Source organism: Serratia sp. BNK-17, assembly GCF_048684935.1.
GTDB lineage: Bacteria > Pseudomonadota > Gammaproteobacteria > Enterobacterales > Enterobacteriaceae > Serratia > Serratia nematodiphila.
This window is the reverse complement of the sequence record NZ_JBLQTR010000001.1, coordinates 3681006-3705898: the sequence shown is the minus strand read 5'-3', so window position 1 is coordinate 3705898 and position 24893 is coordinate 3681006. Positions and strand designations below refer to the sequence as shown.

Sequence of the window (24893 nt, the reverse complement as noted above, 5' to 3'; positions counted from 1 at the left end):
GCCTGCGTTATACCGAGAAGAATATCGCCGCGGCGATCCCCCCGAACAAAATCCACTTGATGATGTAATAGCCGGTGCGGTTCCAGGCCTTCAGCCGTTTCCCCACCCGGCGTATCGCATAGATGTATTTGAACATCTTGTTGACGCCGCCGGTGCGATCGCCCTCTTCATTCGGCGCGGTGGCGGCGCTCATCAGGTTGCGCCCCAGCCAGTGATTCACCGCCTGTGCCCAGCGGTAGCGCATCGGCCGTTCGATATCGCAGAACAGGATCAGGCGATTCTGCCCGCTCTGGTTTTCCGCATAGTGCAGATAGGTTTCATCGAACATCACCCCTTCACCGTCACGCCAGCTGTAGCGCTCACCGTCCACCTCAATGAAGCAGCGGTCATCATTGGGGGTAATCAGCCCCAGGTGATAACGCAGCGAACCGGCGTAAGGGTCACGGTGGCGCGGCAACCGGCTGCCGTCCGGCAGTTCGGCGAACATCGCCGCCTTGACCGAAGGCAGGCTGCGCAGCAGTTCCGTGGTCTGCGGGCACAGGGTCATGGCGGAGGGATGGCTGTCCTCATACCATTTCAGATAAAAGCGTTTCCAACCGGTCTTGAAGAACGAGTTGAAACCGGCGTCGTTGAATTGATCGGACGCTTTGATCTGCTGGATCTCCATCAGCTTCTGTCCTTCGTCGCGGATGGTTTCCCAGTTCTCCCGCAGTACCGCCAACTCTGGGAACTGCTCCGGCTTCAGGTACGGCGTGGTCGGCACACGGGAAAACAGATACATGAAGACGTTCAACGGTGCGGTAAAGGTGGAATGGTCAGACAGCTGCCGCCACACGTTGTAGCGCACCCGCCCGCGGTAATGCACATAGACGACGCATAAAATAAGCAAAAGCAGAATGATGTATTTCATGTTTGAATCGCATCAAAGAACCCACACGTTATGCGCCGCGCGGCGCACACCCCAGATAGTGTCCTTTTGGCGCCGCACGCAAATTGCGCGCCAATCTGGAACTCATTAATCATTGACGCTAATTCAAGGAAAATCTATACAAAAAACCACAATAATTTACACAAAGGTTAAACGCAATGGTAAATAGGCGGCGATAAAAAAGGCCGCCGAAGCGGCCTTTTCAGTAGCGGGTAGGTTAACTGTAAGCGTTGAGCGTGCGCTGGCACAAAGCGGAGCGTACGCAGTCCTGTTTTTCAAAGCGGATGACGCCGATCATCTCGTCCTCTTCGAAGCGCTCCAGGGCATCGCTAAGGCCGGATTTTACGCCGCGCGGCAGGTCGCACTGGGTCACGTCGCCGTTAACGATAACCGTCACGTTTTCCCCCAGGCGGGTCAGGAACATTTTCATCTGGCTGGCGGTCACGTTCTGGGCTTCATCCAGGATAACGACCGCATTCTCGAAGGTGCGTCCGCGCATATAAGCGAACGGCGCAATCTCTACCTTGCCGATTTCCGGGCGCAGGCAGTACTGCATAAAGGAAGAGCCCAAACGGCGCACCAGAATGTCATACACCGGGCGGAAATAAGGGGCGAACTTCTCGGAGATATCCCCCGGCAAGAAACCGAGGTCTTCATCCGCCTGCAAAACAGGACGGGTAACGATAATCCGATCCACCTCTTTATGGATCAGCGCCTCCGCCGCCTTGGCGGCGCTGATAAATGTTTTGCCGCAGCCGGCTTCGCCGGTGGCGAAGATCAGCTGCTTATTCTCTATGGCTGATAAGTAATGACCCTGAGCTTCGGTTCTAGCCTCGATGGGTGAGCTATCGCGCTTGTCTCGCGCCATGCCGATAGACTCGACTCCCCCCATTTGCACCAGCGAGGTCACAGACTCTTCTTCCAGCTGGCGATGACTACGAGCGTCACGACGAATAACGCGTTTCGCTTCACGACGTGCTTTGATCACTGCTTTCTGTCTACCCATAGTGGCACCTTACAGTTTGTTTCACCTACCGCAACGGCCAGGCCGCGCGATTATGTTTCACACACGTATTAGGTTTTGGCCTCCTCCGAGCCAATAAGAGCCAAGGGACAAGGTGAATCGACGGCAACGCTTAAGCGCCGTGTCTTCACGGGACAACGCGGACTGCATCAATAAACGTGGAGTAAAAAGTGATGAGATTCGGTAGCGATAAGGGTGCGGAGTTGCCGGTAAAAGAGAGTCGGAGAGAGAACCCTCGTTACAACGAGAAATCAGGGGAGATGTGTTATTTTTTCTTTCCAGCCCAACCAAGGACTTTACCATTAGCGATCCCCGCAGTGATATTTACAGCTTCAAGCTGTGCACCGTGTGAAAACTACCGCCAGATGATTACAGTATAATGACATTCAACCCCACAGCGTTACTAAAATGTAAAAAAATTTAATGTCTTTTGTTTTCAGTTAACGCAAAAACACTATATCACGCCCAAGACATTATTCCATATAAAATTATAATCAATAAATATCAATGAATTACAATTAAAATTCGCGAATGACACTTTGGTTTCCCGATTAAATTTTGCGCAACCAAAAGCAGCGGAGATGGGTGTTTTTTTATCTGCTGGCAAAGCATTGAATTGCGTTTCATCGTTAACTACCCCCCTGCAGCGGGTAAGACAAACGTAAAACGAGGCGGAAGATCCCGCCTCGTTATTCCGGCTTCAGGCCTTGAGCAGGCCGCTGGCCAGATAATCGCTGCCCTCTTTCACGCCCGGCAATACGAAGAAATACCCGCCGCCAATCGGCTTGATGTATTCCTCCAGCGCTTCGCCGTTCAGCCTTTTTTGCACCGTCAGGAAGCCTTTCTCCAGATCGGCCTGATAGCAGACGAACAGCAGCCCCATTTCCAGCTGGCCGGCATTGGAGACGCCAAGGGAATAGCTGTAGCCGCGCCGCAGCATCAGGTTGCTTTGGCTTTCCGGCGTGCGAGGATTAGCCAGCCGGATGTGCGCATCCATCGGGATCACCTTGCCGTCGGGATCGTTCGCGTAGTCCGGCTCGTCATGTTCACGCTTCATGCCCAGCGGCGCCCCGCTGTGCTTCTCGCGGCCGAAGATGGTTTCCTGCTCCTGCAGCGGCGTGCGATCCCAAAACTCGACGCGAAAACGAATAATGCGCGCCGCCTGATAGCTGCCGCCCGCCGTCCACGCCGGCTCACCGACGTTGTCGCCGACCCACACCACCTTATCCATCAGCGGTTTGTCGTCGGTTTTCGGGTTCGCAGTGCCGTCTTTGAAACCCAACAGGTTGATCGGCGTCTCTTTGCCTTTGCTGCGCGCCGCGTGCGCGGAGATGAACCCCTCCCGCTTCCAGCGTACGCTGAGCAGATCCGGCGAATGCTTAATGATGTCGCGCAGCGCGTGAATCACCGTTTCGTTGGTGTTGGCGCAGATCTGCAACAGCAGGTCGCCGTGACAAAGCGCGGCGTCCAACGCATCGTTGGGGAAGCGGGTCATTTTCTGCAACCGCAGCGGCTTTTGCGCCTGCAGACCAAAGCGTTCATCAAACAGCGATGCGCCGACCGAGACGGTGATGGTCAGGTTGTCCGGGTAAATCTCCGGCCCCATGATGCCGGAATCGAGCGGCGGCAGTTTGGCGTCCACCTCCGGCGCCTTGCCGCCGTGAGTCAGGAAGGCGATGCGCTCGGTCAGCAGCCGGAACAGGCGCTCCAGCCCCGCTTTGTCGGTCGCCAGCACATCGAACGCCACCAGCATCATCGCCGCCTGTTGCGGCGTCAGCACCCCAGCCTGATGGCGGCCATAAAACGGCTGTTTCTGCCAGCGCTCATCCTGCGGCGTCGCCAACGGCTCCGCCGCGTTACCCGCCGCCTGCGCCAGGCGGCTGCCGCCCAGCGCCAACGCGCCCAGCCCCAGCCCTTGCAGCAAACGGCGGCGCGAAGGCGATGCCGCCCCCTGCGATTGCGGATGCGGCCCGTTATTCGGGCCTGCCTTGTTGCTCATAACCCTATGCCTCAGTCCAGACCCAATACGCCGCGCAGCTGGGAAAGATCTTCCGCCAGCGTGGTGATCGGCCCTTTCAACGCATTGCGATCGGCATCGGTCAGCTTCTCATAGGACTCATAACCCTCTTTGGTTTGGTACTTCGCCAAAATGGTGTCCACGGTTTTGAAGTTGGCGTCGATTTTGTCCAGCAGCGGCTTATTGGCCTTAACCAGCAGCGGGCGCAGCAGATTGACTATCTTTTGCGCGCCGTCGACGTTGGCCTGGAAGTCCCACAAATCGGTGCGGCTGTAACGGTCTTCTTCACCGCTGATCTTGCTGGCCGCCACCTCTTCGATCAGCCCGGCTGCGCCGCCCACCACTTTGCTCGGCGGGAAGGTCAGTTCACTCACGCGTTTTTGCAGCTCAACGGTGTCGTGATACAGACGATCGGCATATTGGCTCATGTCTTTGGTCGAATTGTCGGCAAACAGCGCCTTCTCCAGACGGTGGAAGCCGGTGAAGTTCGGGTCCGCCGCTTTCTTCTCGTAGTCGTCTTCACGGGCGTCGATGCTGCCGTCCAGATCGGAGAACAGCTCGGCGATCGGCTCAATGCGCTCATAGTGCTGGCGGGTCGGCGCATACAGCTTGCGCGCCTGCTCCACGTTGCCGGCCTTCACCGCGTCGGTAAACAGCTTGGTCTGTTTCACCAACCCATCGACTTCTTTGGTGACGTAAACCTTGTATTCAGCGATCGGGCCGACCAGGTCCAGCGCGTTCGGCTTGCCGTCGGTGGCGCCGTTGGCCGCGGCGGTGACAATCAGTTTGCCTTTCGGATTGCTCAGCAGCCCGCAGGTCATGTCATATTCGCCCGCTTCCAGCGTGGCGGTCATTTTCTGGGTAAAGCCCGGCGCGATGTTCTCGCGCTCTTCCACCACCATCACCCCTTTCAGGATTTCCCATTCGACGTTTTTCTGGCTGGTGTTGTGCACCACAAACTGTGTCTTGCCGGCCGGGACCGTCAGTTGCATCGGTTCGCACTGCTTGTCGTTAACCGTAACCTTGACCTGCGGCACGTCCGCCGCCAAGGCGTCGATGCTCAGCGCAAACGCCGGGATAGCCAGTAATGCTGCGTGCAACGCCTTGCGGCGAAATAACGGAGTAGACATACGAGATTCCCTATTAAACATTAATGATTGATTTTACGTTGCGCCGGGGCCGCTGCCGGCTCCGCGCGCTGCGGCAGGAAAAAGAAAATCAGCGCCGGGATCAGATACAGGAAGTAGACCGCCACTTCGCTGACCGTCGGCGCTTCCTGGTAACCGAGAATGCCTTCCAGCAGGGTGCCGAACAGCGAATGGGTCGACAGGGTGTTGCTGAAATCGAAGGCGATGTCCTGGAAGTGGTTCCACAGGCCGGCTTCGTGGAAGGCGCGGATCGCCCCGGCGGCCAGGCCGGCGGCGACGAACAGAATGAACAGGCTGGTCCATTTGAAGAATTTGGCCAGGTGCAGCTTCACCCCGCCCCAGTAAATCATCATGCCCAGCACGATGGCGGCCACCAGGCCGAGCACCGCGCCGATCGGCGCCGCGGCGCCCACGTCTTGCTGGAACGCCGCCAGCAGGAAGAACACCGACTCCAGCCCTTCGCGCGCCACGGCGAAGAACACCATCGCCACCAGCGCCCACCCCTGCCCTTTACCGGCGCTGAGCGCCTGATCGATAGCCCCTTCCAGATGCACCTTGACCGATTTGGACACCTTACGCATCCAGAACACCATATAGGTGAGGATCAGCACCGCCACCGCCGCCACGATGCCTTCGAACAGCTCTTGCTGTTTCTGCGGGAACTCGCCGGTGGTCTCATTGATGAAGATGCCGAGCGCCAGACACAGCGCCGCGGCGACAATCACGCCGATCCACACCGCGCCCAGCCATTGGCTGCGCTGCGTGCGCTTCAGGTAGCTGGCGATCAGGCTGACGATCAGCGCGGCCTCCAGCCCCTCACGGAACATGATAAGAAAGGGAACGAACATAACTAATCACCCCTGAAAAGACCGCGGCGGCAGAGAAAACCGGCTCGAAATGAGCCGCGGCGAGTATGTAAAGAAACGTAAAATACAACGAGAGTGATTATCATTCTGGCAAAAAGAAATACAAGAGGCACAAGCGTGATTTTTTCTAATCAAATGTCGCCAGGTGTTACAGCCGAATGACGGGCAAACAGGCAAAAAGAAGGGGCGCTCTGCGCGCCCCTTGCCGACTGACATCAAACGGCGTTATACCGTTTTGTATTCGGCTTCCGCCTGATCGAAACGTTCGGTCATGGTTGAGGATGGCTGGCGGCCCATCAGACTCACCACCACAATGGCCAGACAGCCCAGGATGAAGCCAGGGATGATTTCGTACAGGCCCAGCCATTCGTACTGTTTCCAGACGATCACCGTCACCGCACCGACCAGCATGCCGGCCAGCGCGCCGTTGCGGGTCATGCGCGACCACATTACCGAGATCAGCACAACCGGGCCGAAGGCGGCACCGAAACCGGCCCAGGCATAACTCACCAGGCCCAGCACGCGGTTCTCCGGGTTGGCCGCCAAGGCGATGGCGATCAACGCCACTACCAGCACCATCACGCGGCCGACCCACACCAGCTCACGCTGGCTGGCGCCCTTGCGCAGGAACGCCTTGTACAGGTCTTCGGTGATCGCGCTGGAGCATACCAGCAGCTGGCAGCTCAGGGTGCTCATGACCGCCGCCAGAATCGCCGACAGCAGCACGCCCGCCACCCATGGGTTGAACAGCAACATCGCCAGTTCGATGAACACGCGTTCGCCGTTCTGCGACACGTTACCGGCCTGATCCGGGTTATTGGCGAAGTAAGCGATACCGAAGAAACCGACGGCGATGGTCCCGGCCAGGCACAGGATCATCCAGGTCATGCTGATGCGGCGCGCGCTGCGGATGGTGCGGTGAGAATCCGCTGCCATGAAACGCGCCAGGATGTGCGGCTGGCCGAAGTAGCCCAGGCCCCAACCCAGCAGCGACAGGATGGCGACGAAGTTCAGTCCCTTCAGCATGTCGAGGTTGGCCGGGTTCTTCGCCTGGATCACCAGCATCGAGGTATCGATGCCGCCGACGGCGAAGATCACTATCACCGGCGTCAGGATCAGCGCGAAAATCATCAGGCTGGCCTGTACGGTGTCGGTCCAGCTCACCGCCAGGAACCCGCCGATAAAGGTATACAGGATGGTCGCCGCGGCGCCGGCCCACAGGGCGGTTTCGTAGCTCATGCCGAAGGTGCTTTCGAACAGGCGCGCGCCGGCCACGATGCCGGAGGCGCAGTAAATGGTGAAGAACACCAGAATGACGATGGCCGAGATCACCCGCAGCAGCTTGCTGTTGTCTTCAAAACGGCTGGTGAAATAGTCCGGCAGCGTCAGGGCGTTATTGTTGGCTTCGGTATGCACGCGCAGCCTTCCTGCCACCAGCTTCCAGTTCAGGTAAGCGCCGATGGTCAGGCCGATGGCGATCCAGCTTTCGGAGATGCCGGAGAGGAAGATGGCGCCCGGCAGGCCCATCAGCAGCCAGCCGCTCATGTCGGAAGCCCCGGCGGACAGCGCGGTCACCACGCTGCCCAAACTGCGGCCGCCGAGAATATAGTCATCAAAGTTGTTGGTTGCCCGGTAGGCAAGCAGGCCGATCAGCACCATCCCGAAAATGTACACCAGGAAGGTCACCAGCATAGGTGTGCTCATTGTCATTTAATTCTCCACTTTCATTATTATTCGCGTTTCGCTCCGGCCAAGCCGGCGCCGGTAAACCCACGCGCAATGCATTTCACCGGCCGCCGCGCCGGAACGTGGCGCAGCCTGCGAGCGAGTGCAGGTAAAATAGTTTCTGCCCGTAATTGTTGACCGTCGGTTATCCTAGATGAGCCTTTCATCAACCAACAAGATATTTAACAACAAAGTTACACAAAGTTTACCCTGCGTCACATTTACCGGGCTCAAAGGTTGCACTCACGACAAGCAAAATGAGTTGCACCTTGCCATTACCCTTATATACCGCAGGGTAAAGCGCCTGCGACGTAATAAACCCCGCCGCATTCGCTCAATAACGCAACATTCATGCCAACTGCCCGTGTTAAAAAATCGATGAAACTCACACTTCGCTCATCAGCCTGATTTAACAAGGTTGCACAAAGTTGCAACATGCAGGATATTGTCTGCATTCTTAACCCACACATCTCACGAACCTATCCCAACAGGCTTTCCGGCCTGCTGTTTGTCTAGCCTGATGGGATAGGTTCTAAACACAGGAGTTGGACAGGCATGGGCACTACCACAATGGGCGTGAAACTCGACGAGGCAACACGCGACCGGATCAAGAGCGCCGCGCAGCGCATCGATCGCACGCCGCACTGGCTCATCAAGCAGGCCATCTTTAATTACCTCGAGCGTCTCGAGAGCGGTACCGATATCCCTGAAATTCCAGCGCTGGCCGCAGCGGGCCAGCCTGAAGCGGACGACATTATGCCGCAAGCGCAGGAAGAGTCACACCAGCCATTCCTCGATTTCGCCGAACAAATTCTGCCGCAGTCAGTCACCCGCGCCGCCATCACCGCCGCCTATCGCCGCCCGGAGACCGAAGCGGTGCCGATGTTGCTCGAACAGGCGCGATTACCCGCCGATCTTGCACAGGCTACTCATAAAATGGCCTATGGCATCGCCGAGAAATTGCGTAACCAAAAAAGTGCAAACGGCCGCGCCGGCATGGTGCAAGGCCTGCTGCAAGAGTTCTCCCTCTCCTCGCAGGAGGGCGTGGCGCTGATGTGCCTGGCGGAAGCGCTGCTGCGCATTCCGGACAAACCGACCCGCGACGCCCTGATCCGCGACAAGATCAGCAACGGCAACTGGCATTCGCACCTGGGGCGCAGCCCGTCGCTGTTCGTCAACGCCGCGACCTGGGGCCTGCTGTTTACCGGCAAGCTGGTGTCCACGCATAACGAAGCCAATCTGTCCCGATCGCTGAACCGCATCATCAGCAAGAGCGGCGAACCGCTGATCCGCAAAGGCGTGGACATGGCGATGCGCCTGATGGGCGAACAGTTCGTGACCGGCGAAACCATCGCCGAAGCGCTGGCCAACGCGCGCAAGCTGGAAGAAAAAGGCTTCCGCTACTCCTACGACATGCTGGGCGAAGCCGCCCTGACCGAAGCCGACGCCCAGGCCTACCTGGTTTCCTACCAGCAGGCGATCCACGCCATCGGCAAAGCCTCCAACGGCCGCGGCATCTATGAAGGCCCCGGCATCTCCATCAAGCTGTCCGCCCTGCACCCGCGCTACAGCCGCGCGCAGTACGAACGCGTCATGGAAGAGCTTTACCCGCGCCTGCTGTCGCTGACCCTGCAGGCGCGCCAGTACGATATCGGCATCAATATCGACGCCGAAGAGGCCGATCGCCTGGAGATCTCGCTCGATCTGCTGGAGAAACTGTGCTTCGAGCCGCAGTTGGCCGGCTGGAACGGCATCGGCTTCGTGATCCAGGCCTATCAGAAACGCTGTCCGTTCGCCATTGACGCAGTGATCGACATGGCGCAACGCAGCCGCCGCCGCCTGATGATCCGTCTGGTGAAAGGCGCCTACTGGGACAGCGAAATCAAACGCGCCCAGATGGACGGCCTGGAAGGCTACCCAGTCTACACCCGCAAGGTGTACACCGACGTTTCCTACCTGGCCTGCGCCCGCAAGCTGCTGTCGGTGCCGAACCTGATCTATCCGCAGTTCGCGACCCACAACGCCCATACGCTGAGCGCCATCTATCACCTGGCCGGCAACAACTACTACCCTGGCCAGTATGAATTCCAGTGCCTGCACGGCATGGGTGAGCCGCTGTACGAGCAGGTGGTGGGTAAAGTGGCCGACGGCAAACTGAACCGCCCTTGCCGCATCTACGCGCCGGTCGGCACCCATGAAACCCTGCTGGCTTACCTGGTGCGTCGCCTGCTGGAAAACGGCGCCAACACCTCGTTCGTCAACCGCATCGCCGACGCCACCCTGCCGCTCGACGAGCTGGTGGCCGATCCGGTCAGCGCCGTGGAAGCGCTGGCGGCCAGCGAAGGTCAAATTGGCCTGCCGCATCCGCGCATCCCGCTGCCGCGCGAGCTGTACGGCGAGAAACGCGTTAACTCCAGCGGTCTGGATCTGTCCAACGAACAGCGCCTGGCCTCACTCTCCAGCGCCCTGCTCACCAGCGCCAGCCATCCGTGGCGCGCGGAACCTATCATCGACGCCGAATTGGATCAGGGCGTGGAGCAGCCGGTGATCAACCCGGCCGAGCCGGGCGATGTGGTCGGCTACGTGCGTGAAGCCACCGAAGGCGAAGTCAGCCGCGCGCTCGACGCCGCCGCGGCCGCCGGCCCAATTTGGTTCGCTACGCCGCCGACGGAACGCGCCGCGATCCTCGAACGCGCCGCCGAACTGATGGAAAGCCAGCTGCAAAGCCTGCTGGGCATTCTGGTGCGCGAAGCGGGTAAAACCTTCAACAACGCCATCGCCGAAGTGCGTGAAGCGGTCGACTTCCTGCACTACTACGCCGGCCAGGTGCGCGACGACTTCGCCAACGACAGCCACCGCCCGCTGGGCCCGGTGGTCTGCATCAGCCCGTGGAACTTCCCGCTGGCGATCTTCACCGGCCAAATCGCCGCCGCGCTGGCGGCGGGCAACAGCGTGCTGGCCAAACCGGCCGAGCAAACGCCGCTGGTGGCCGCGCAGGCAGTGCGTATCCTGCTGGAAGCCGGCATTCCGCAAGGCGTGCTGCAGCTGCTGCCGGGCCAGGGTGAAACCGTCGGCTCGACGCTGGTCAACGACGCCCGCGTCCGCGGCGTGATGTTCACCGGCTCCACTGACGTCGCCGGCATTCTGCAGCGCAGCATCGCCGGTCGTCTGGATCCGCAAGGCCGCCCGACGCCGCTGATCGCCGAAACCGGCGGCCTGAACGCCATGATCGTCGACTCCTCCGCCCTGACCGAGCAGGTGGTGACCGACGTGGTGGCCTCCGCCTTCGACAGCGCCGGGCAGCGTTGCTCCGCGCTGCGTATCCTGTGCATTCAGGAAGACGTGGCCGAGCACACGCTGCAAATGCTGCGCGGCGCGATGGCCGAATGCCGCATGGGTAACCCGGAGCGCCTGTCTACCGACGTGGGCCCGGTGATCGACGCCGAAGCCAAAACCGGCATCGAACGCCACATCCAGGCGATGCGCGCCAAAGGCCGCAAGGTGTACCAGGCCGCCAAAGGCAGCGCGCAGGATGAGAAAGAGTGGGCGCGCGGCACCTTCATCAAGCCGACGCTGATCGAACTCGACAGCTTCGACGAGCTGCAGAAAGAGATCTTTGGCCCGGTGCTGCACGTGGTGCGCTTCCAGCGCAACAATCTGGACGCGCTGGTCGATCAGATCAACGCCGCCGGTTATGGCCTGACGCTGGGCATTCACACCCGCATCGATGAAACCATCGCCCGGGTGACCGAACGCGCCAAGGTCGGCAACCTGTACGTCAACCGCAACATGGTCGGCGCAGTGGTCGGCGTGCAGCCGTTCGGCGGCGAAGGCCTGTCGGGCACCGGCCCGAAAGCCGGCGGCCCGCTGTACCTGTACCGTCTGCTGGCCAACCGTCCGGACGACGCGCTGCAACGTACGCTGCACCGCCAGGACGAAGAGCGCCCGATGGAAGCCACCGCGCGGCCGCAGCTGTTGGGGGCGCTGCAATCGCTGGAGAAATGGGCGGTCACCAGCCAGCACGGCGAACTGGCGGCATTGGCGCAGCGCTATGCGGAACTGGGCCAGGGCGGCACCGTACGTCCGCTGCCGGGCCCGACCGGCGAGCGCAATACCTATGCCCTGCTGCCGCGTGAACGCGTGCTGTGCCTGGCGGATAACGAAGCCGACGCGCTGATCCAGCTGGCCGCCGTGCTGGCGGTTGGCAGCTGTGCGCTGTGGCCGGAAGCGGAACTGCAGCGCAATCTGTTCCGCCGCTTGCCGAACGATGTGCAGGCGCGCATCGCCTTCAGCAAAGACTGGCAGCAGGATAAGGTCGAGTTCGACGCCGCCATCTACCACGGCGATGCCGACCAGCTGCGCACCCTGTGCGAGCAGATCGCCCAGCGCGGCGGCGCCATCGTCTCGGTGCAGGGCTTCGCCCACGGTGAAACCAACATCCTGTTGGAACGCCTGCTGATCGAACGTTCCCTGAGCGTCAACACCGCCGCCGCCGGCGGTAACGCCAGCCTGATGACCATCGGTTAACGCATCCTCAAGGCTGCACGCGTTGCAGCCTGATTTGCTCAGAGCTACGCAAACCCTGCACTTGTGCAGGGTTTTTTATTGTCCGCAGGCCGATCGGCCGTTAGCGCCTTGTTATCCTTACAGGGTGGGGCGTTGCTCATGGACGATAACAACATAGACGGATTACTCTGCTTGAAGGCCGCATCAAAGCGCTACGAGACGCATTGACTATCGGGTTCGGTAATATCCGAAATACGGCAGCCGCAGCGGATTTCTCGCCGCCGCCGCGCGAAACGAATGGTTGAAAGCGGAGTGAATGCAGTCGGGGGAAACGCCCCCGACGCCTTATTGATTCCGGAACTTGTCGAGGAATTGCTGGGTGCGCTGATGCTGCGGATTGGCGAACAGCGCTTTGGCCGGGCCCTGTTCGACGATGCGGCCGTGATCCATAAAGATAACCCGATCGGCCACGTCGCGAGCGAAGCTCATTTCATGGGTGACGATCACCATGGTGCGTTTCTCTTCCGCCAGTGAACGCATGGTATTGAGCACTTCTCCCACCAGCTCGGGATCGAGCGCCGACGTCGGCTCATCGAACAAAATCACCTCCGGCTGCATCGCCAGCGCGCGCGCGATCGCCACCCGCTGCTGCTGCCCGCCGGACAGCCGACGCGGATAAGCCGCCTCTTTGCCGCTCAGGCCCACCTTGGCCAGCAACGCGCGAGCGCGCTGTTCGGCGCTGGCTTTCGCCTCGCCTTTAACGATAACCGGCCCTTCAATGATGTTTTCGAGCACCGAACGGTGCGGAAACAGGTTGAAGTTCTGGAACACGAAACCGACCTGCTGGCGCAGCGCGCGCACCTGATTTTTCTGTTTGCTCAATGGCTTGCTGCCGTCGATCAGGATATCGCCGACGCGAATGGTGCCGGAATCCGGCTCCTCCAGCAGGTTGATGCAGCGCAACAAGGTGGTTTTCCCTGAGCCGCTCGGGCCGATGATCGCCACCACTTCACCGGCATCCACCGCCAGATCGATCCCATGCAGCACCGTCTGACCTTTGAACTGCTTGGTCAATTGCTTAACTTCAATGGCACTCATGCGTTACTCCTGATCCTGGCGATTAACGTGGGCTTCCAGACGGTTTTGCAGTGCGGAAAGCAGGGTCGCCATCACCCAGTAAATCAGCGATGCCGCCAGGTACATGGTGAACACTTCCAGCGTGCGCGAGGTGATGAGCTGCGCCTGGCGGAACAGTTCCGGCACCTGAATGGTAGCGGCCAGCGAGGTGTCCTTCACCAGGCCGATAAAACTGTTGCCCAGCGGCGGCAAGGCGGTGCGCGCCGCCTGCGGCAGGATCACCCGGCGCAGGGTTTGCCAACGGGTCATGCCGATACTGGCGGCGGCTTCCCACTGCCCTTTGTCGATCGACGAAATCGCCGCGCGCAGCGTTTCTGAGGTGTAGGCGGCGGTATTGAGCGACAGGCCAATCAGCGCCGCCGGGAAAGGATCGAATTCGATGCCGAACTGCGGCAAACCGTAATAGATCATAAACAGCTGGGCGATCAGCGGCGTGCCGCGGAACAGCGATACGTAAATGCGCGACAGCCATGATAGCGGCCAAAGCGGCGAAAGGCGCATCAACGCCAGCAGAAAACCCAGCAACAGGCCGAACGCCATACCGCCCAGGCTAAGCTGCAGCGTCAGTATGGCGCCCTTCAATAAAAATGGCGCTGAATCCAGCGCCAGTTGAATACTTTCGTGCATTATTTAGTTACGTCCGCGCCAAACCATTTCTCGGAGATCTTCGCCAGCGTGCCGTCTTTTTGCATCTCGGCGATCGCCTGGTCAATCGCGGCCAGCAGCTCTGGGTTATTCTTGCGCAGCGCCACGCCGGACTCCTGGCGGGAGAAGGCCGGGCCGGCCACCGCCAGCGTATCGCCGGTTTTCTTCACCAGATCCAGCGCCGCCAGGCGGTCCACCAGAATGGCGTTGATGCGGCCGACGCGCAGATCCTGATACTTGGTCGGATCATCGTCGTAAGTGCGCACGTCCACGCCCTGCACATTCTCGCGCAGCCATTGCTCATAGTTGGTGCCCAGGCCAACGCCGACCTTTTTGCCCTTCAGGTCATCCGGCTTGGTAATGGTGCCTTCGTTGCCCTTTTTCACCAGCGCCTGAATGCCGGAAACGGTGTAAGGGGTGGAGAAGTCATATTTCTTCTTGCGCTCATCGGAGAGCGTCACCTGGTTGATGACCACGTCGATGCGTTTCGAGTCCAGCGAAGCCAGCATGCCGTCCCATTTGGTCGGGTTCAGCTTGGCTTTCACGCCCAGATGTTGCGCCAGCGCGTTGGCGAAATCCACTTCGAAACCGGTCAGCTTGCCGTCTTCACCCTGGAAGCTGAACGGCGGATAAGTACCTTCCAGCCCGACGATCAGCGTGCCGCGCTGTTTCACCTGCTGCAGCAGGTTATCGGCGGCGTAGGTTTGCGTCGTCACACCGGCGGCCAACGCAATACCCACCACGCCCAACAACCATTGACGACGAACTTTCGCAAACATCATAAACACCCCTGTATGTTGTTTATCTTTTTTGATATCAGCACTTTAACAGTGCAACCGCCCGCATAAAGGAATATAACCTTATAAATATAGTTCAAAATGGAATAACACGCGGTGTTTACACCTGCGGATGGTAGGCGAACAGCGCCGGTGCACCGCCGGTGTGAACAAACAGGATGGGACCTTCGTCGCGGAAGCGCCGCTGGGCGATGCCGTCGATCAAACCGGCCATCGCTTTGCCGGTGTACACCGGATCCAGCAATACCCCCTCTTGCTGCGCCAGCAACTGCACCGCCGCCATGCCCTCTTCGTTCGGCATGCCGTACTGCGGCGCGAAGTAATCATCCCACAACGCGATCGGCGCCAGTTTGTCGATATTCAGCGAACAGGCCAGGGCTTTCTGGATTTGTTCCACCTTCGGCAGTTGATCAATCACGGTGCGCGAGACGGTCACGCCGATCAGTTCGGTTTCGGGCAGCAGCTGCTGCAGCCCCACCGCCAGCCCGGCGTGGGTGCCGGCGCTGCCGGACGCCACCACCACCGAACTGAACGCCACGTTGCTGCGTTGGCTCTGTTCGGCGATTTCCAATGCGCACTGCACGTATCCCAGCGCGCCCAGCGCATTGGAGCCGCCCACCGGCACCACGTAAGGCCGGAAGCCCTGCGCCTCGAGGCGCGTCGCCAGTTCCGCCAGTTGCTGCTGCGGATCGTGCAGCGCTTCGCACATTACCACTTCGGCGTTGAACAGGCCGAGCAACAGACGGTTGCCGTTGGTCAGGTAGTTTTCCGCGCGGGTATCGATCGGGTTTTCCAGCAACGCGACGCAGTGCAGGCCCAGTTTCGCCGCCACCGCCGCCGTCTGGCGCACGTGGTTGGATTGAATGGCGCCGGCGGTGACCAGCGTATCGGCACCTTGCCGCAACGCATCGGCGGCCAAAAACTCAAGCTTTCTCAGCTTGTTGCCGCCCATCGCCATAGGCGTGACATCGTCACGTTTAAGGTAAATTTCACGGCCGAGGTAATCGGAGAGACGGGACAGTTTTTCCAGCGGTGTGGCGACGCCAACCAGATCCAGACGCGGAAATTGCGCCAGTTGTTGTTGCAGGTTCACTACTTCCCCCCAGGGAATCGAATATCAACATCTGATAACCGATAGATTTAGCAGATGTGAACTGAATAATCATCCTTTATCACGGGGGAAACAGCAGACCCCGGCCCAGCGGCCGGGGAAAGTCTCAGTAGCTGCGCTGCCAGGCGAGATACTGATCGTACTTGCGTAGCGCAATGCGGTAGTTGTTATGCGCCGCGGTAGGCAGATCGTCGATGATGCGCTGATGACTGGCGCTGTTGGCGAATTTGTCCGCCGGATAATTCCGCGCCACCAGCATTTCATCCAGCCGGCGCAGCCGCACCACGTACTCGCGAATGGTGCTGTGGCTCATCTCGGTCTGTTCGAACAGATACTGCTTGAACGCCATAATGTCGAAATAACTCGGGTGGCTGTTGCAGGAAATCTCGCTGCAAAAGCGGCACAGCGCGGTCAGCTCGTGCTGCACGTTTTGCCAGACCGCATCGTCGATCGGCTGATCCATGCGCGCGATGGCTTCTTTATTGATTATCTTGCCGCGAAACACCAGCGCCATGCGGTCCAACAGTTTGCCGCACTGGGAGCAATGGGTCTGGCTGTGCTTGTAATCTTTCAGGTAACGGCTAAGCGGCCGTTTCTTCAACAGTATTCCTGGCATAAGGGGCAGTCCGATTGTCGCATGAGTCATCGAGTTGGGGGCGGCGCTCCGCCGTCAGGTATCGTTCGCCAGCCGCGCGCGCAGCCGTTTGATCGCCTGACTGTGCAGTTGGCTGACGCGGGATTCCCCCACGTCCAGCACGGCGCCGATCTCTTTGAGATTCAACTCTTCCTGGTAATACAGCGTCAGCACCATTTTTTCGCGCTCCGGCAACGCCTCGATGGCGTCGATCACCCGCTGGCGCAGGCTGCCTTCCAACAGGTGATGCAGCGGGTTGGCCTCCTCATGCCCTTCCAGCATCGGTTCCGCGCTCTCGCCATGCTCCTCGCGCCATTCGTCGTAGGAGAAAAGCTGGCTGTTATTGGTGTCCAACAGAATTTGACGGTACTCATCCAGCGAGATGTTCAGCGTCTGCGCCACTTCCGTTTCGCTCGCCGGGCGGCCGTAACGCTGTTCCAGTTGCCGCATCACCTGCGCGACCTCGCGCGCGTGGCGCCGCACGCTGCGCGGCACCCAGTCGCGGCTGCGCAACTCGTCGAGCATCGCGCCGCGAATGCGCTGCACCGCATAGGTGGTAAAGGCGGTTCCCTGTAGGGCGTCATAACGCTCAACGGCGTTTAATAGCCCGATTCCCCCGGCCTGCAGCAGGTCGTCAAGCTCCACGCTGGCGGGCAGCCTGACCTGCAGGCGCAACGCCTCGTGGCGCACTAACGGCACGTAGCGCAACCAGAGAGAATTTTTGTCCATCACGCCTTCGGCGGTATACAGATCGCTCACTATGTCTTAAACCTGCGGATAAGAGAGTCAGCGCTATTATGCGTAGGGGGCAGAATGCCAATCGGCTGAACAGTCGCACAAAACGGGCTTTATTTGCGCCATGTAATAACCGCGCGGTGCGCGAGCATAAAAAAACCCCGCCGAAGCGGGGTTTCTTTGCGACAGTTAATCGGGAGAGACGATTAACGCAGCAGGGACAGAACGTTCTGAGTAGACTGGTTAGCCTGTGCCAGAACAGAGGTGCCAGCCTGTTGCAGGATATTGGCACGGCTCATGTTGGACACTTCGGTCGCGTAGTCAGCATCCTGGATACGGGACTGAGAAGCGGACAGGTTGTTAACGGTGCTGTTCAGGTTGTTGATCACAGAATCGAAACGGTTCTGTACCGCACCCAGGGAAGAACGCAGGCCGTCAACCTGAGACAGTGCTTTGTCCAGCGTTTCCAGAGGGTTGGACATCTTAACATCGCCACCTTCGGTGATTTTAGCCTTGCCTGCGGTTGCACCGTCTTCAGCGATGGTTGCTGATTTGTAAGTTTTGGCGCCTTTGGCATCAGTAGTCTCAACAAAGAAAGTATCTTTGCCATCAACGTCTTTACCCGAGAACAGCTTTTTACCTGCACCCATTGGGTCAACAGTCAGATCTTTACCACCAACGTTCACGGTACCGGTAACTTCTGCACCCAGTTTAGGACCTTTTTTGGTCACGTCGAAGCCATCCAGACCCAGTTTAGTGGAGTCGATTTTCTGCAGGTCGATATCGATGGTTTCACCGTCGTTAGCGCCAACCTGGATGGTCAGCTTCTGATCGCTGCTCAGCACTTTCACGCCGTTGAAGTCAGTCTGCTCGGAGATACGGTTGATTTCCGACATGCGCTGAGTGATTTCGTCCTGGATGGATTTCAGGTCGCTGGAAGAGTTGGAACCGTTCTGCGCCTGTACGGTCAGACGACGGATGTTCTGCAGGTTGTCGTTAACTTCGTTCAGTGCGCCTTCAGTGGTCTGCGCCAGAGAGATACCGTCGTTGGCGTTGCGGGAAGCCTGAGTCAGGCCTTTGATGTTAGCGGTGAAACGGTTGGAGATCGCCTGACCCGCAGCATCGTCTTTCGCGCTGTTGATACGCAGACCGGAAGACAGGCGCTCAATCGCAGTGCCCAGAGAAGACTGAGATTTGTTCAGGTTGTTCTGCGCCATCAGAGACAGGCTGTTAGTGTTGATTACTTGTGCCATTGTTTGCTTTCCTTACGAGTCAGTTGCGTTCTTCGCAACACGGTTAAAAGGTTCGGGCTTGTTTGCCCACGGCGTCAACCACCGTCCCCTCAGGTATCGGCCCTCCCCTAACAACCTTTAGCAATTTTTTAAAATTTTTTGCGCCCGTTGCAATGGCGGAAATAACGCGCTTTTTCCCTCCTCTATTGCGCCATCGGTTTTTTGTTTTTTTCGGTAAACTTTTTCACCACTGGGCCGATAACGCGTAAAGCGAATAAAGTCATAATCAAGGAGAATTACTCATGGCAACGATCAGTTCATTAGGTCTCGGCTCAGGACTCGACCTCAATGGCTTGCTGGATAAGCTGACCAAAGCGGAACAACAGCGCCTGACCCCTTACACCACCAAGCAATCCAGCTACAACGCCCAGCTGACCGGTTACGGCACGTTGAAAGGCGCACTGGAAAAATTCGACAATCTCAGCAAAGAGATGGCGAAAGAAGATTTCTTCAAGGCCACCACCGCCACCGAACACGACGCCTTCAAGATCACCACCAACGCCAAGGCGGTGCCGGGCAACTATGTGGTGGAAGTGAACAAACTGGCGCAGGCGCAAACCCTGACCACCCAGGCGAAAGTCAGCGACCAGGGCGCTAAGTTAGGCGCTGAAGGCGTGACAGACCGCTCCCTGACCATCACCGCCGGCAACCCGCCGAAAGAAACCAAAATCCCGCTCAGCGACGATCAAACCTCGCTGGTTGAGCTGCGCGACGCCATCAACGGCGCCAAAGCCGGCGTCACCGCCAGCATCATGCGCGTCGGCGACAACGACTATCAGTTGGCGATCAGCTCCTCCACCACCGGCGAAAACAACAAGATTTCTCTGCAGGTCGATAACGACGACCAACTGGGCGATATCCTGAACTACAACGCTACCCGCGGCACCGGCACCGCCATGAAGCAGACGGTCGCGCCGCAGGATGCTGAGCTGACGGTGAACGGCACCGCTATCAAGCGCAGCACCAACTCGATCAGCGATGCCCTGCAAGGCGTCACCATCGATCTGAAAACCAAAACCAAAACCGATGAACCGCAACATTTGGTGATCAGCACCAACACCGCCGGCACCACCGACAAGATCAAAGAGTGGGTCGACAGCTATAACTCGCTGCTGGACACCTTCAACGCGTTGTCCAAGTTCACCCCGGTGAAAACCGGCGAAGCGCCAAACCCAACCAACGGCCCGCTGCTGGGCGACAACACCCTGCGCGGCATTCAGTCGTCGATCAAAAGCGCGCTGAGCGCAGCCCAGGACAACCCGGAGTTAAAAGGCCTGGGCAACCTCGGCATTTCCACCAACACCAAAACCGGCAAGCTGGAAATCGACAGCGCCAAGCTGAAGAAAGCGATGGATGAGAAGCCGGATCAAGTCAGCAACTTCTTCGTCGGTAACGGCAAAGACACCGGCATGGCCACCGAGATCCACAACGAGATCCAGAGCTACATCAAATCCGGCGGCATCATCGAGAACTCGACCAAAAGCATCAACACCAACCTCGATCGCCTGAACAGCCAGATCACAACGGTCACCGCCAGCATTCAGAACACCATCGATCGTTATAAGCAACAGTTCGTTCAGCTGGATACCATGATGTCGAAAATGAACGGCACCAGTAACTATTTGGCTCAACAGTTCAAGTAACCCTTTAACAAGGTAAAGAAAACAGCATGTATAACCGTAGCGGCACTCAGGCCTATGCACAGGTCAGTCTGGAAAGCGGCGCCATGAGCGCCAGCCCGCACCAGTTAATCGTGATGTTGTTCGACGGGGCGCTCAGCGCCCTGCTTCGCGCACGCATCCTGATGAACCAGGGCGATATCGCCGGCAAAGGCATGGCGCTGTCCAAAGCCATCAATATCATCGACAACGGCCTGAAAAGTGGCCTCGACCCTCAGCAGGGCGGCGAGATCGCCGAAAATCTGGCGGCATTGTACGACTACATGAAGCGTCGACTGATGCAGGCCAACCTGCACAACGACGAAGCGGCGATCGCCGAAGTGGTTAAACTGCTGGAAAACATCGCCGACGCCTGGCGCCAAATCGGCCCTAACTACCAACCTTCGCAGGACGCCGTGTAATGGAACGTCAACAGCAGCTGTTAGCCGCTTATCAACAAATTTATAGCCTGAGCAGCCAGATGATCGCGCTGGCGCAAACCGGGCGCTGGGAGGAGCTCGTCGAGCTCGAATTCGCTTACGTGACGGCGGTGGAAAAAACCGCCGCCTATACCGGGCAAGCCGGCCCGTCCATGGCGCTGCAGGAGATGTTGCGCAATAAGTTGCAACAGATCCTCGACAACGAAACCGAGCTCAAGCGTCTGTTACAGCAGCGAATGGATGAGCTGAAGATGCTGATCGAACAGTCCACGCGCCAGAACGTGGTCAACAATACCTACGGCCAGTTTCATGATCGTGCGCTGTTGCTGGGGGAACCACAGGTCCGATAAGATCGACAATACTGACGAAAATGGATTAAATAGCACTATGCGCTATTACTCTCGGGTTACGTTAGGATATTAATCTATGGCATTTGAATTATTCAGTTTATGGGTAATTGGTAAAATGCGCGCTTCGAGCCTGGCTCTCACTTTAATGGATAAACATCATCCCGACACGGACGTTTTCTGTTCAGCAGGAAATTGATTTTTGATAGATAAAACACGCCGCTGTGTTTCACGGCCCATGGAAAAATGTTGCTCCAACGCTGATCAAAGCGTAAAGATATTCTCAGATAATGGCTGCGAAATGAATATCGATGGAACGTACAATTAATCTCTGTCCTGGAATTGGCGCCTCAGCGCACATCATTCAGCATACTGAATTATTATTCCCTTCAGTCTATTTTGAGCAACCACATCTGTATCTGATACAACAAGGCCATAAGCGCGTACGCTGGCAACAACACGAAGTGGTCGCTCATCCCGGCGAGCTGTTGATTATCGACGGCGGGCAAACGGTGGACATTATTAACGGCCCGTCCGAAGACGGCGTATTCAGCTGTCAGTTGCTGACCTGCGATCCCCTGTTGCTCACCGTCCAACCTCCGGCGGAGGAAACGCCGGCGCCGATGCCGTTCGAGGCCGTCCTGGCGCTGCGCAACCTGCCCTGCGCCCTCAAGCACAGTTTTGAAACCACCGGTCTGGCGCTGACGCTGCGGCAACGCTTTCCCACCATCATCGTGCGGCATAAAATGCTGGAAATTCTGCTGTGGCTGGCCCAATTCGGCATTCGCTTTATTCACAACGAAGCCAAGGATCTGACGCAACGCGTGCGCCGCTGCCTGGCGACCGACCCGCACAGCATTTGGACGGCGGCCAAAGTCGCGGAAAGCCTGTCGATGAGTGAAGTGATGTTGCGCCGCAAACTGTCGATGGAAAATACCGCATTGCGCAATCTGATGATCGACGTGCGCATGAGTAGCGCGCTGGCCCTGCTGCAGTCGACCGACTGGCCGATCTCCGCCATCGCGCAACATGTGGGTTATGAAAGCGCATCGCGTTTCGCCGAACGTTTTCGCAAACGCTTCGGTTTCGCGCCTACCGCCATTCGCGGCCATCAAAGGATTATGGAACCCGGCTCTCAGGGCGTTGAGGCGATGGCCGCCGGAGAAACATAAATAGACGCGCAACAAAATGGCTTTATTTAACACAAGTCCCTAACGGTTGTAACAACGCTGAGATACGCTAAGCAACGCCCATCCGCCGAACAGCGAATTAAATGATGCGTAATGAAAAGCGATTATTTTCTCTGGTAATAATTTTGTTGGGGCTGTGGCTGTTAGCCTTACTGAATGAAGAAGAGATGATGCGTTTACTGGCCGCACAATAAAACGGCCAGGCTTTTTATCGTCTGGTCAGACTTCAGTCCAGTTTAACCAGAACGCCAATTAATACCGCCAGCAGCGTCAACATTAAAATACTGATCAGACGCCATCTGGATTCGCTTTTCGTGCTCATTGACCGGCCTCGAATAATAACCCTACTAATCACGTAATAATAAACGGTCACCTGCGCATTCAATAAACCTGACAGCACCATTTTCTGCCCTCTATTCGGTACATTAGTCGGTTATGGCACCGGCCATGAGCGATGCGATACCCACGGTGCCGCAAGCGCCAATTTTCCCGGCAGCTCCGCCACCAGTTTGTCTACCGCCAGCCGCACCTTGAGCGGCTGGTAAGGCATATAGGGCCACACGACGTTCACCGGGAAACTGAGGCTGGGCTCACCGCGCATGATCTCCACCAACGTCCCCGCCATCAAGCGCTCGCGCACCAGCCACTCCGGCAACCAGGCAATACCGGCGCCGGCGGATACCGCATCGACGATCCCCTGCATGTCATCCATCATCATCTTGGCCGGTGGCCTGAACGGCCGCAGCTCGCCGTTTTCACCGCGAAGCTGCCAGGGCAGCACGACCCCGGCATGCAGATACCCCACCGCCTGATGTCGGCTTAACGCCTCTACCGTTCTCGGTTCACCGCAGCGCTGCAGATAATCGGGCGAGGCGCACAGCAGCATGCCGTGTTCGCCCAAGCGCCGGGCTACCAGGCTGCCGCTGTCCGCCAGCTCGCCAATGCGAACCGCCAGATCGAACCCCTCGTCGACGAGATCGATCCTGCGGTCGCTGAATGAAATCTCCAGCGTCAGTAAGGGATGCTCATTCGCCAGCGCCGTCAACACGGGCGCAATGCACAAATGGCCGAACAGCACCGGCACCGAGACTCTAAGCCGGCCGCTGACCTGCATCTTGCCGCTGTCGAGCTGGTTTTCCGCCGCCTGAATGTTTGCCAACGCCTGTCGGCAGTGCTCATAGTACAGCGCCCCTTCATCCGTCAGGCTCAGGCTGCGCGTGGTGCGCATAAACAACATCACGCCAAGCCGAGCCTCGAGACGCGACACGATTTTGCTGACCGCAGAGCGCGTCAGATGCAGTTTCTCTGCGGCGGCGGCGAAACTGCCGCCTTCCGCTACGGCAACAAAGGCCGGCAGCGCACTCAGATCGCTTTTCATCTTAACGCTTCCAAATTGGAATCAATTTAGTGAAAACCTATCACCACTGGTGAACCTCAAGCAATGATAACCTGCTGTCATTCCGAATCCCCGGTGAAAACCACAGATGACCGTCAGAGGACAACAGCATGAAAAAAATACTGGTACTCAAATCCAGCATTATGGGAAATGACTCGCAGACCAATAACCTGATTGACCGCTATCTGGCGGCGCGTAAGGCGAAAGGACACGAAGATCGGATCGTCGAACACGATCTGACGGCGTTGGATCTGCCGGTATTGGACGGCGAGCTGTTCGGTGCGCTGCGCGGCGCGGAAAACATCAGCCCACGCGCCAAAGCGGCGGTGGCGCTCTCCGACCGGCTGATTGCCGAACTGAAAGAGAGCGATCTTCTGCTGCTCGGCGCGCCGATGTACAACCTCAACGTCCCGACCCAGCTGAAAAACTGGTTCGATCTGGTAGCCCGCGCCCGGATGACCTTCAACTATACCGCCACCTACCCGGTGGGGTTGGTGGAAGGCGTCAATGCGCTGGTATTCAGTTCACGCGGCGGCATGCACGCCGGGCATCCGACCGATGCCGTAACGCCCTACCTGCGTTCGGTGCTGGGGCTGATGGGGATCGGCGACGTGCAATTTATCTATGCCGAAGGGCTGGATATGAAACCGCACGGCCGCGATCAGGGGCTGGCGAACGCCCACCGGCGGATCGCAGAATTGGCGGGCTGAAGCAAACGCACGACAGCATTGATTTGTTATAATATAACAAATATGATAATCGCGTTGACGCCACCTCGAGCGGCTGTCGACGCTCCTACATGACATAAATGTTTTATCGCACCTTCAGCCAGCTATTTCGATAGCTGGTTTTTTTTCCTCGGTTGGCGCTGCGGCTTCAGCATTGTCGGACTGGCCGTCACTCTAAGGTAACAGCGCCGAGCCAAATTTCACCGAAAAATAGTCGGCACGTTCATCACACCGGCATATTCATGATGTCCTGGTAGGCCGCCACCAGCTTGTTGCGCACCTGCACGCCCAGTTGCAAAGAGACCGACGATTTCTGCAGATCGACCATCACATCGTTCAGGCTGATGCCTGGCGCGCCCAGCTCGAAGTCCTGCGCCTGTTTGCGCGCCGTTTGCTGGGTCTCGCTGATCTTGCCGAGCGCCGCGGTCAGTTCGCTGGCGAAGCTGACGCCCTGCGGCGCCGCATTCTGCCCCATCTTGCCGGCCTGAACCGCCATGGTCTGCATCTGCTGCAGTACCCCTTCAATGCCCTGAATCGCCATCTGGTCCTCAATCCTCTCGTCTCGCCGG

21 protein-coding genes are annotated in these 24893 nt (G+C 58.3%); 6 read left to right on the top strand and 15 right to left on the bottom strand.

The genetic code is table 11. The features are described from left to right. Nucleotides 1–7: 7 nt before the first annotated feature. The 6 genes from lpxO to putP form a co-directional block, all read right to left on the bottom strand. A complete protein-coding gene (lpxO, locus tag ACMGF7_RS17610; protein ID WP_015378219.1) occupies nucleotides 8–910 on the bottom strand; it encodes a lipid A hydroxylase LpxO in 903 nt (300 codons plus the stop codon). Nucleotides 911–1145: 235 nt separating this feature from the next. Then, nucleotides 1146–1934, bottom strand: a complete 789-nt coding sequence (phoH, locus tag ACMGF7_RS17605; protein ID WP_015378226.1) for a phosphate starvation-inducible protein PhoH — start codon at nucleotides 1932–1934, stop codon at nucleotides 1146–1148. Nucleotides 1935–2652: 718 nt separating this feature from the next. Further along, nucleotides 2653–3951: an iron uptake transporter deferrochelatase/peroxidase subunit gene (efeB, locus tag ACMGF7_RS17600; protein WP_197763475.1), complete on the bottom strand. Its 1299-nt coding sequence runs from the start codon at nucleotides 3949–3951 to the stop codon at nucleotides 2653–2655. Between the two features lie 11 nt (nucleotides 3952–3962). Continuing rightward, on the bottom strand, nucleotides 3963–5099 hold the full coding sequence (gene efeO, locus ACMGF7_RS17595; protein WP_049240595.1) for an iron uptake system protein EfeO: 1137 nt from the start codon (nucleotides 5097–5099) through the stop codon (nucleotides 3963–3965). A gap of 20 nt (nucleotides 5100–5119) precedes the next feature. After that, nucleotides 5120–5965: an iron uptake transporter permease EfeU gene (gene efeU / locus ACMGF7_RS17590; protein WP_004934730.1), complete on the bottom strand. Its 846-nt coding sequence runs from the start codon at nucleotides 5963–5965 to the stop codon at nucleotides 5120–5122. Nucleotides 5966–6208: 243 nt separating this feature from the next. Continuing rightward, nucleotides 6209–7693, bottom strand: a complete 1485-nt coding sequence (gene putP / locus ACMGF7_RS17585) for a sodium/proline symporter PutP (protein ID WP_015378228.1) — start codon at nucleotides 7691–7693, stop codon at nucleotides 6209–6211. Between the two features lie 570 nt (nucleotides 7694–8263). Here putP and putA point away from each other — a divergent pair. Further along, on the top strand, nucleotides 8264–12235 hold the full coding sequence (gene putA, locus ACMGF7_RS17580; RefSeq protein WP_033632771.1) for a trifunctional transcriptional regulator/proline dehydrogenase/L-glutamate gamma-semialdehyde dehydrogenase: 3972 nt from the start codon (nucleotides 8264–8266) through the stop codon (nucleotides 12233–12235). 324 nt (nucleotides 12236–12559) lie between these two features. Here putA and tcyN read toward each other — a convergent pair whose 3' ends face one another. The 7 genes from tcyN to ACMGF7_RS17545 all read right to left on the bottom strand — a co-directional run bounded on the left by tcyN (nucleotide 12560) and on the right by ACMGF7_RS17545 (nucleotide 18526). Further along, nucleotides 12560–13312 (bottom strand): L-cystine ABC transporter ATP-binding protein TcyN, encoded by a 753-nt coding sequence (gene tcyN, locus ACMGF7_RS17575; RefSeq protein WP_015378232.1) that lies wholly within the window; start codon nucleotides 13310–13312, stop codon nucleotides 12560–12562. A gap of 3 nt (nucleotides 13313–13315) precedes the next feature. Further along, entirely contained in the window at nucleotides 13316–13978 is a 663-nt protein-coding gene (tcyL, locus tag ACMGF7_RS17570; protein WP_015378233.1) for a cystine ABC transporter permease, read from the bottom strand. After that, complete coding sequence (gene tcyJ / locus ACMGF7_RS17565) at nucleotides 13978–14778, bottom strand: cystine ABC transporter substrate-binding protein (RefSeq protein WP_015378234.1); 801 nt, start codon at nucleotides 14776–14778, stop codon at nucleotides 13978–13980. Before tcyJ ends, tcyL begins: the two co-directional genes overlap by 1 nt. Before the next feature lie 115 nt (nucleotides 14779–14893). Next, the gene (locus ACMGF7_RS17560; protein WP_015378235.1) at nucleotides 14894–15886 is read right to left on the bottom strand and encodes a D-cysteine desulfhydrase; all 993 of its coding nucleotides are present in this window, start codon (nucleotides 15884–15886) and stop codon (nucleotides 14894–14896) included. A 124-nt stretch (nucleotides 15887–16010) separates the two neighbouring features. After that, nucleotides 16011–16520 carry a flagella biosynthesis regulatory protein FliZ gene (fliZ, locus tag ACMGF7_RS17555; protein ID WP_004934751.1) on the bottom strand — a complete coding sequence of 170 codons (510 nt, stop codon included), beginning with the start codon at nucleotides 16518–16520 and terminating at the stop codon, nucleotides 16011–16013. A gap of 54 nt (nucleotides 16521–16574) precedes the next feature. After that, complete coding sequence (locus ACMGF7_RS17550; RefSeq protein ID WP_016927322.1) at nucleotides 16575–17297, bottom strand: RNA polymerase sigma factor FliA; 723 nt, start codon at nucleotides 17295–17297, stop codon at nucleotides 16575–16577. A gap of 182 nt (nucleotides 17298–17479) precedes the next feature. After that, nucleotides 17480–18526 (bottom strand): flagellin FliC, encoded by a 1047-nt coding sequence (locus ACMGF7_RS17545; RefSeq protein WP_049240600.1) that lies wholly within the window; start codon nucleotides 18524–18526, stop codon nucleotides 17480–17482. A gap of 281 nt (nucleotides 18527–18807) precedes the next feature. Between ACMGF7_RS17545 and fliD the strand changes: the two genes are divergently transcribed. The 4 genes from fliD (at nucleotide 18808) to ACMGF7_RS17525 (ending at nucleotide 22182) form a co-directional block, all read left to right on the top strand. Next, a complete protein-coding gene (gene fliD / locus ACMGF7_RS17540; RefSeq protein WP_049240601.1) occupies nucleotides 18808–20208 on the top strand; it encodes a flagellar filament capping protein FliD in 1401 nt (466 codons plus the stop codon). Nucleotides 20209–20234: 26 nt separating this feature from the next. Next, on the top strand, nucleotides 20235–20645 hold the full coding sequence (gene fliS / locus ACMGF7_RS17535) for a flagellar export chaperone FliS (RefSeq protein ID WP_004934758.1): 411 nt from the start codon (nucleotides 20235–20237) through the stop codon (nucleotides 20643–20645). Next, the gene (gene fliT, locus ACMGF7_RS17530) at nucleotides 20645–21013 is read left to right on the top strand and encodes a flagella biosynthesis regulatory protein FliT (RefSeq protein ID WP_033632765.1); all 369 of its coding nucleotides are present in this window, start codon (nucleotides 20645–20647) and stop codon (nucleotides 21011–21013) included. Before fliS ends, fliT begins: the two co-directional genes overlap by 1 nt. A gap of 308 nt (nucleotides 21014–21321) precedes the next feature. Next, the gene (locus ACMGF7_RS17525) at nucleotides 21322–22182 is read left to right on the top strand and encodes a helix-turn-helix transcriptional regulator (RefSeq protein WP_049240604.1); all 861 of its coding nucleotides are present in this window, start codon (nucleotides 21322–21324) and stop codon (nucleotides 22180–22182) included. 451 nt (nucleotides 22183–22633) lie between these two features. Here ACMGF7_RS17525 and ACMGF7_RS17520 read toward each other — a convergent pair whose 3' ends face one another. Beyond that, nucleotides 22634–23578 (bottom strand): LysR family transcriptional regulator, encoded by a 945-nt coding sequence (locus ACMGF7_RS17520; protein WP_164094840.1) that lies wholly within the window; start codon nucleotides 23576–23578, stop codon nucleotides 22634–22636. Nucleotides 23579–23706: 128 nt separating this feature from the next. Between ACMGF7_RS17520 and ACMGF7_RS17515 the strand changes: the two genes are divergently transcribed. Continuing rightward, a complete protein-coding gene (locus ACMGF7_RS17515) occupies nucleotides 23707–24306 on the top strand; it encodes an FMN-dependent NADH-azoreductase (RefSeq protein ID WP_049240607.1) in 600 nt (199 codons plus the stop codon). Between the two features lie 244 nt (nucleotides 24307–24550). Here the strand turns inward: ACMGF7_RS17515 and fliE are convergent, their stop codons facing one another. Next, nucleotides 24551–24865, bottom strand: coding sequence for a flagellar hook-basal body complex protein FliE (fliE, locus tag ACMGF7_RS17510; protein ID WP_004934773.1), 315 nt, complete (start codon nucleotides 24863–24865; stop codon nucleotides 24551–24553). Between the last annotated feature and the right edge of the window lie 28 nt (nucleotides 24866–24893).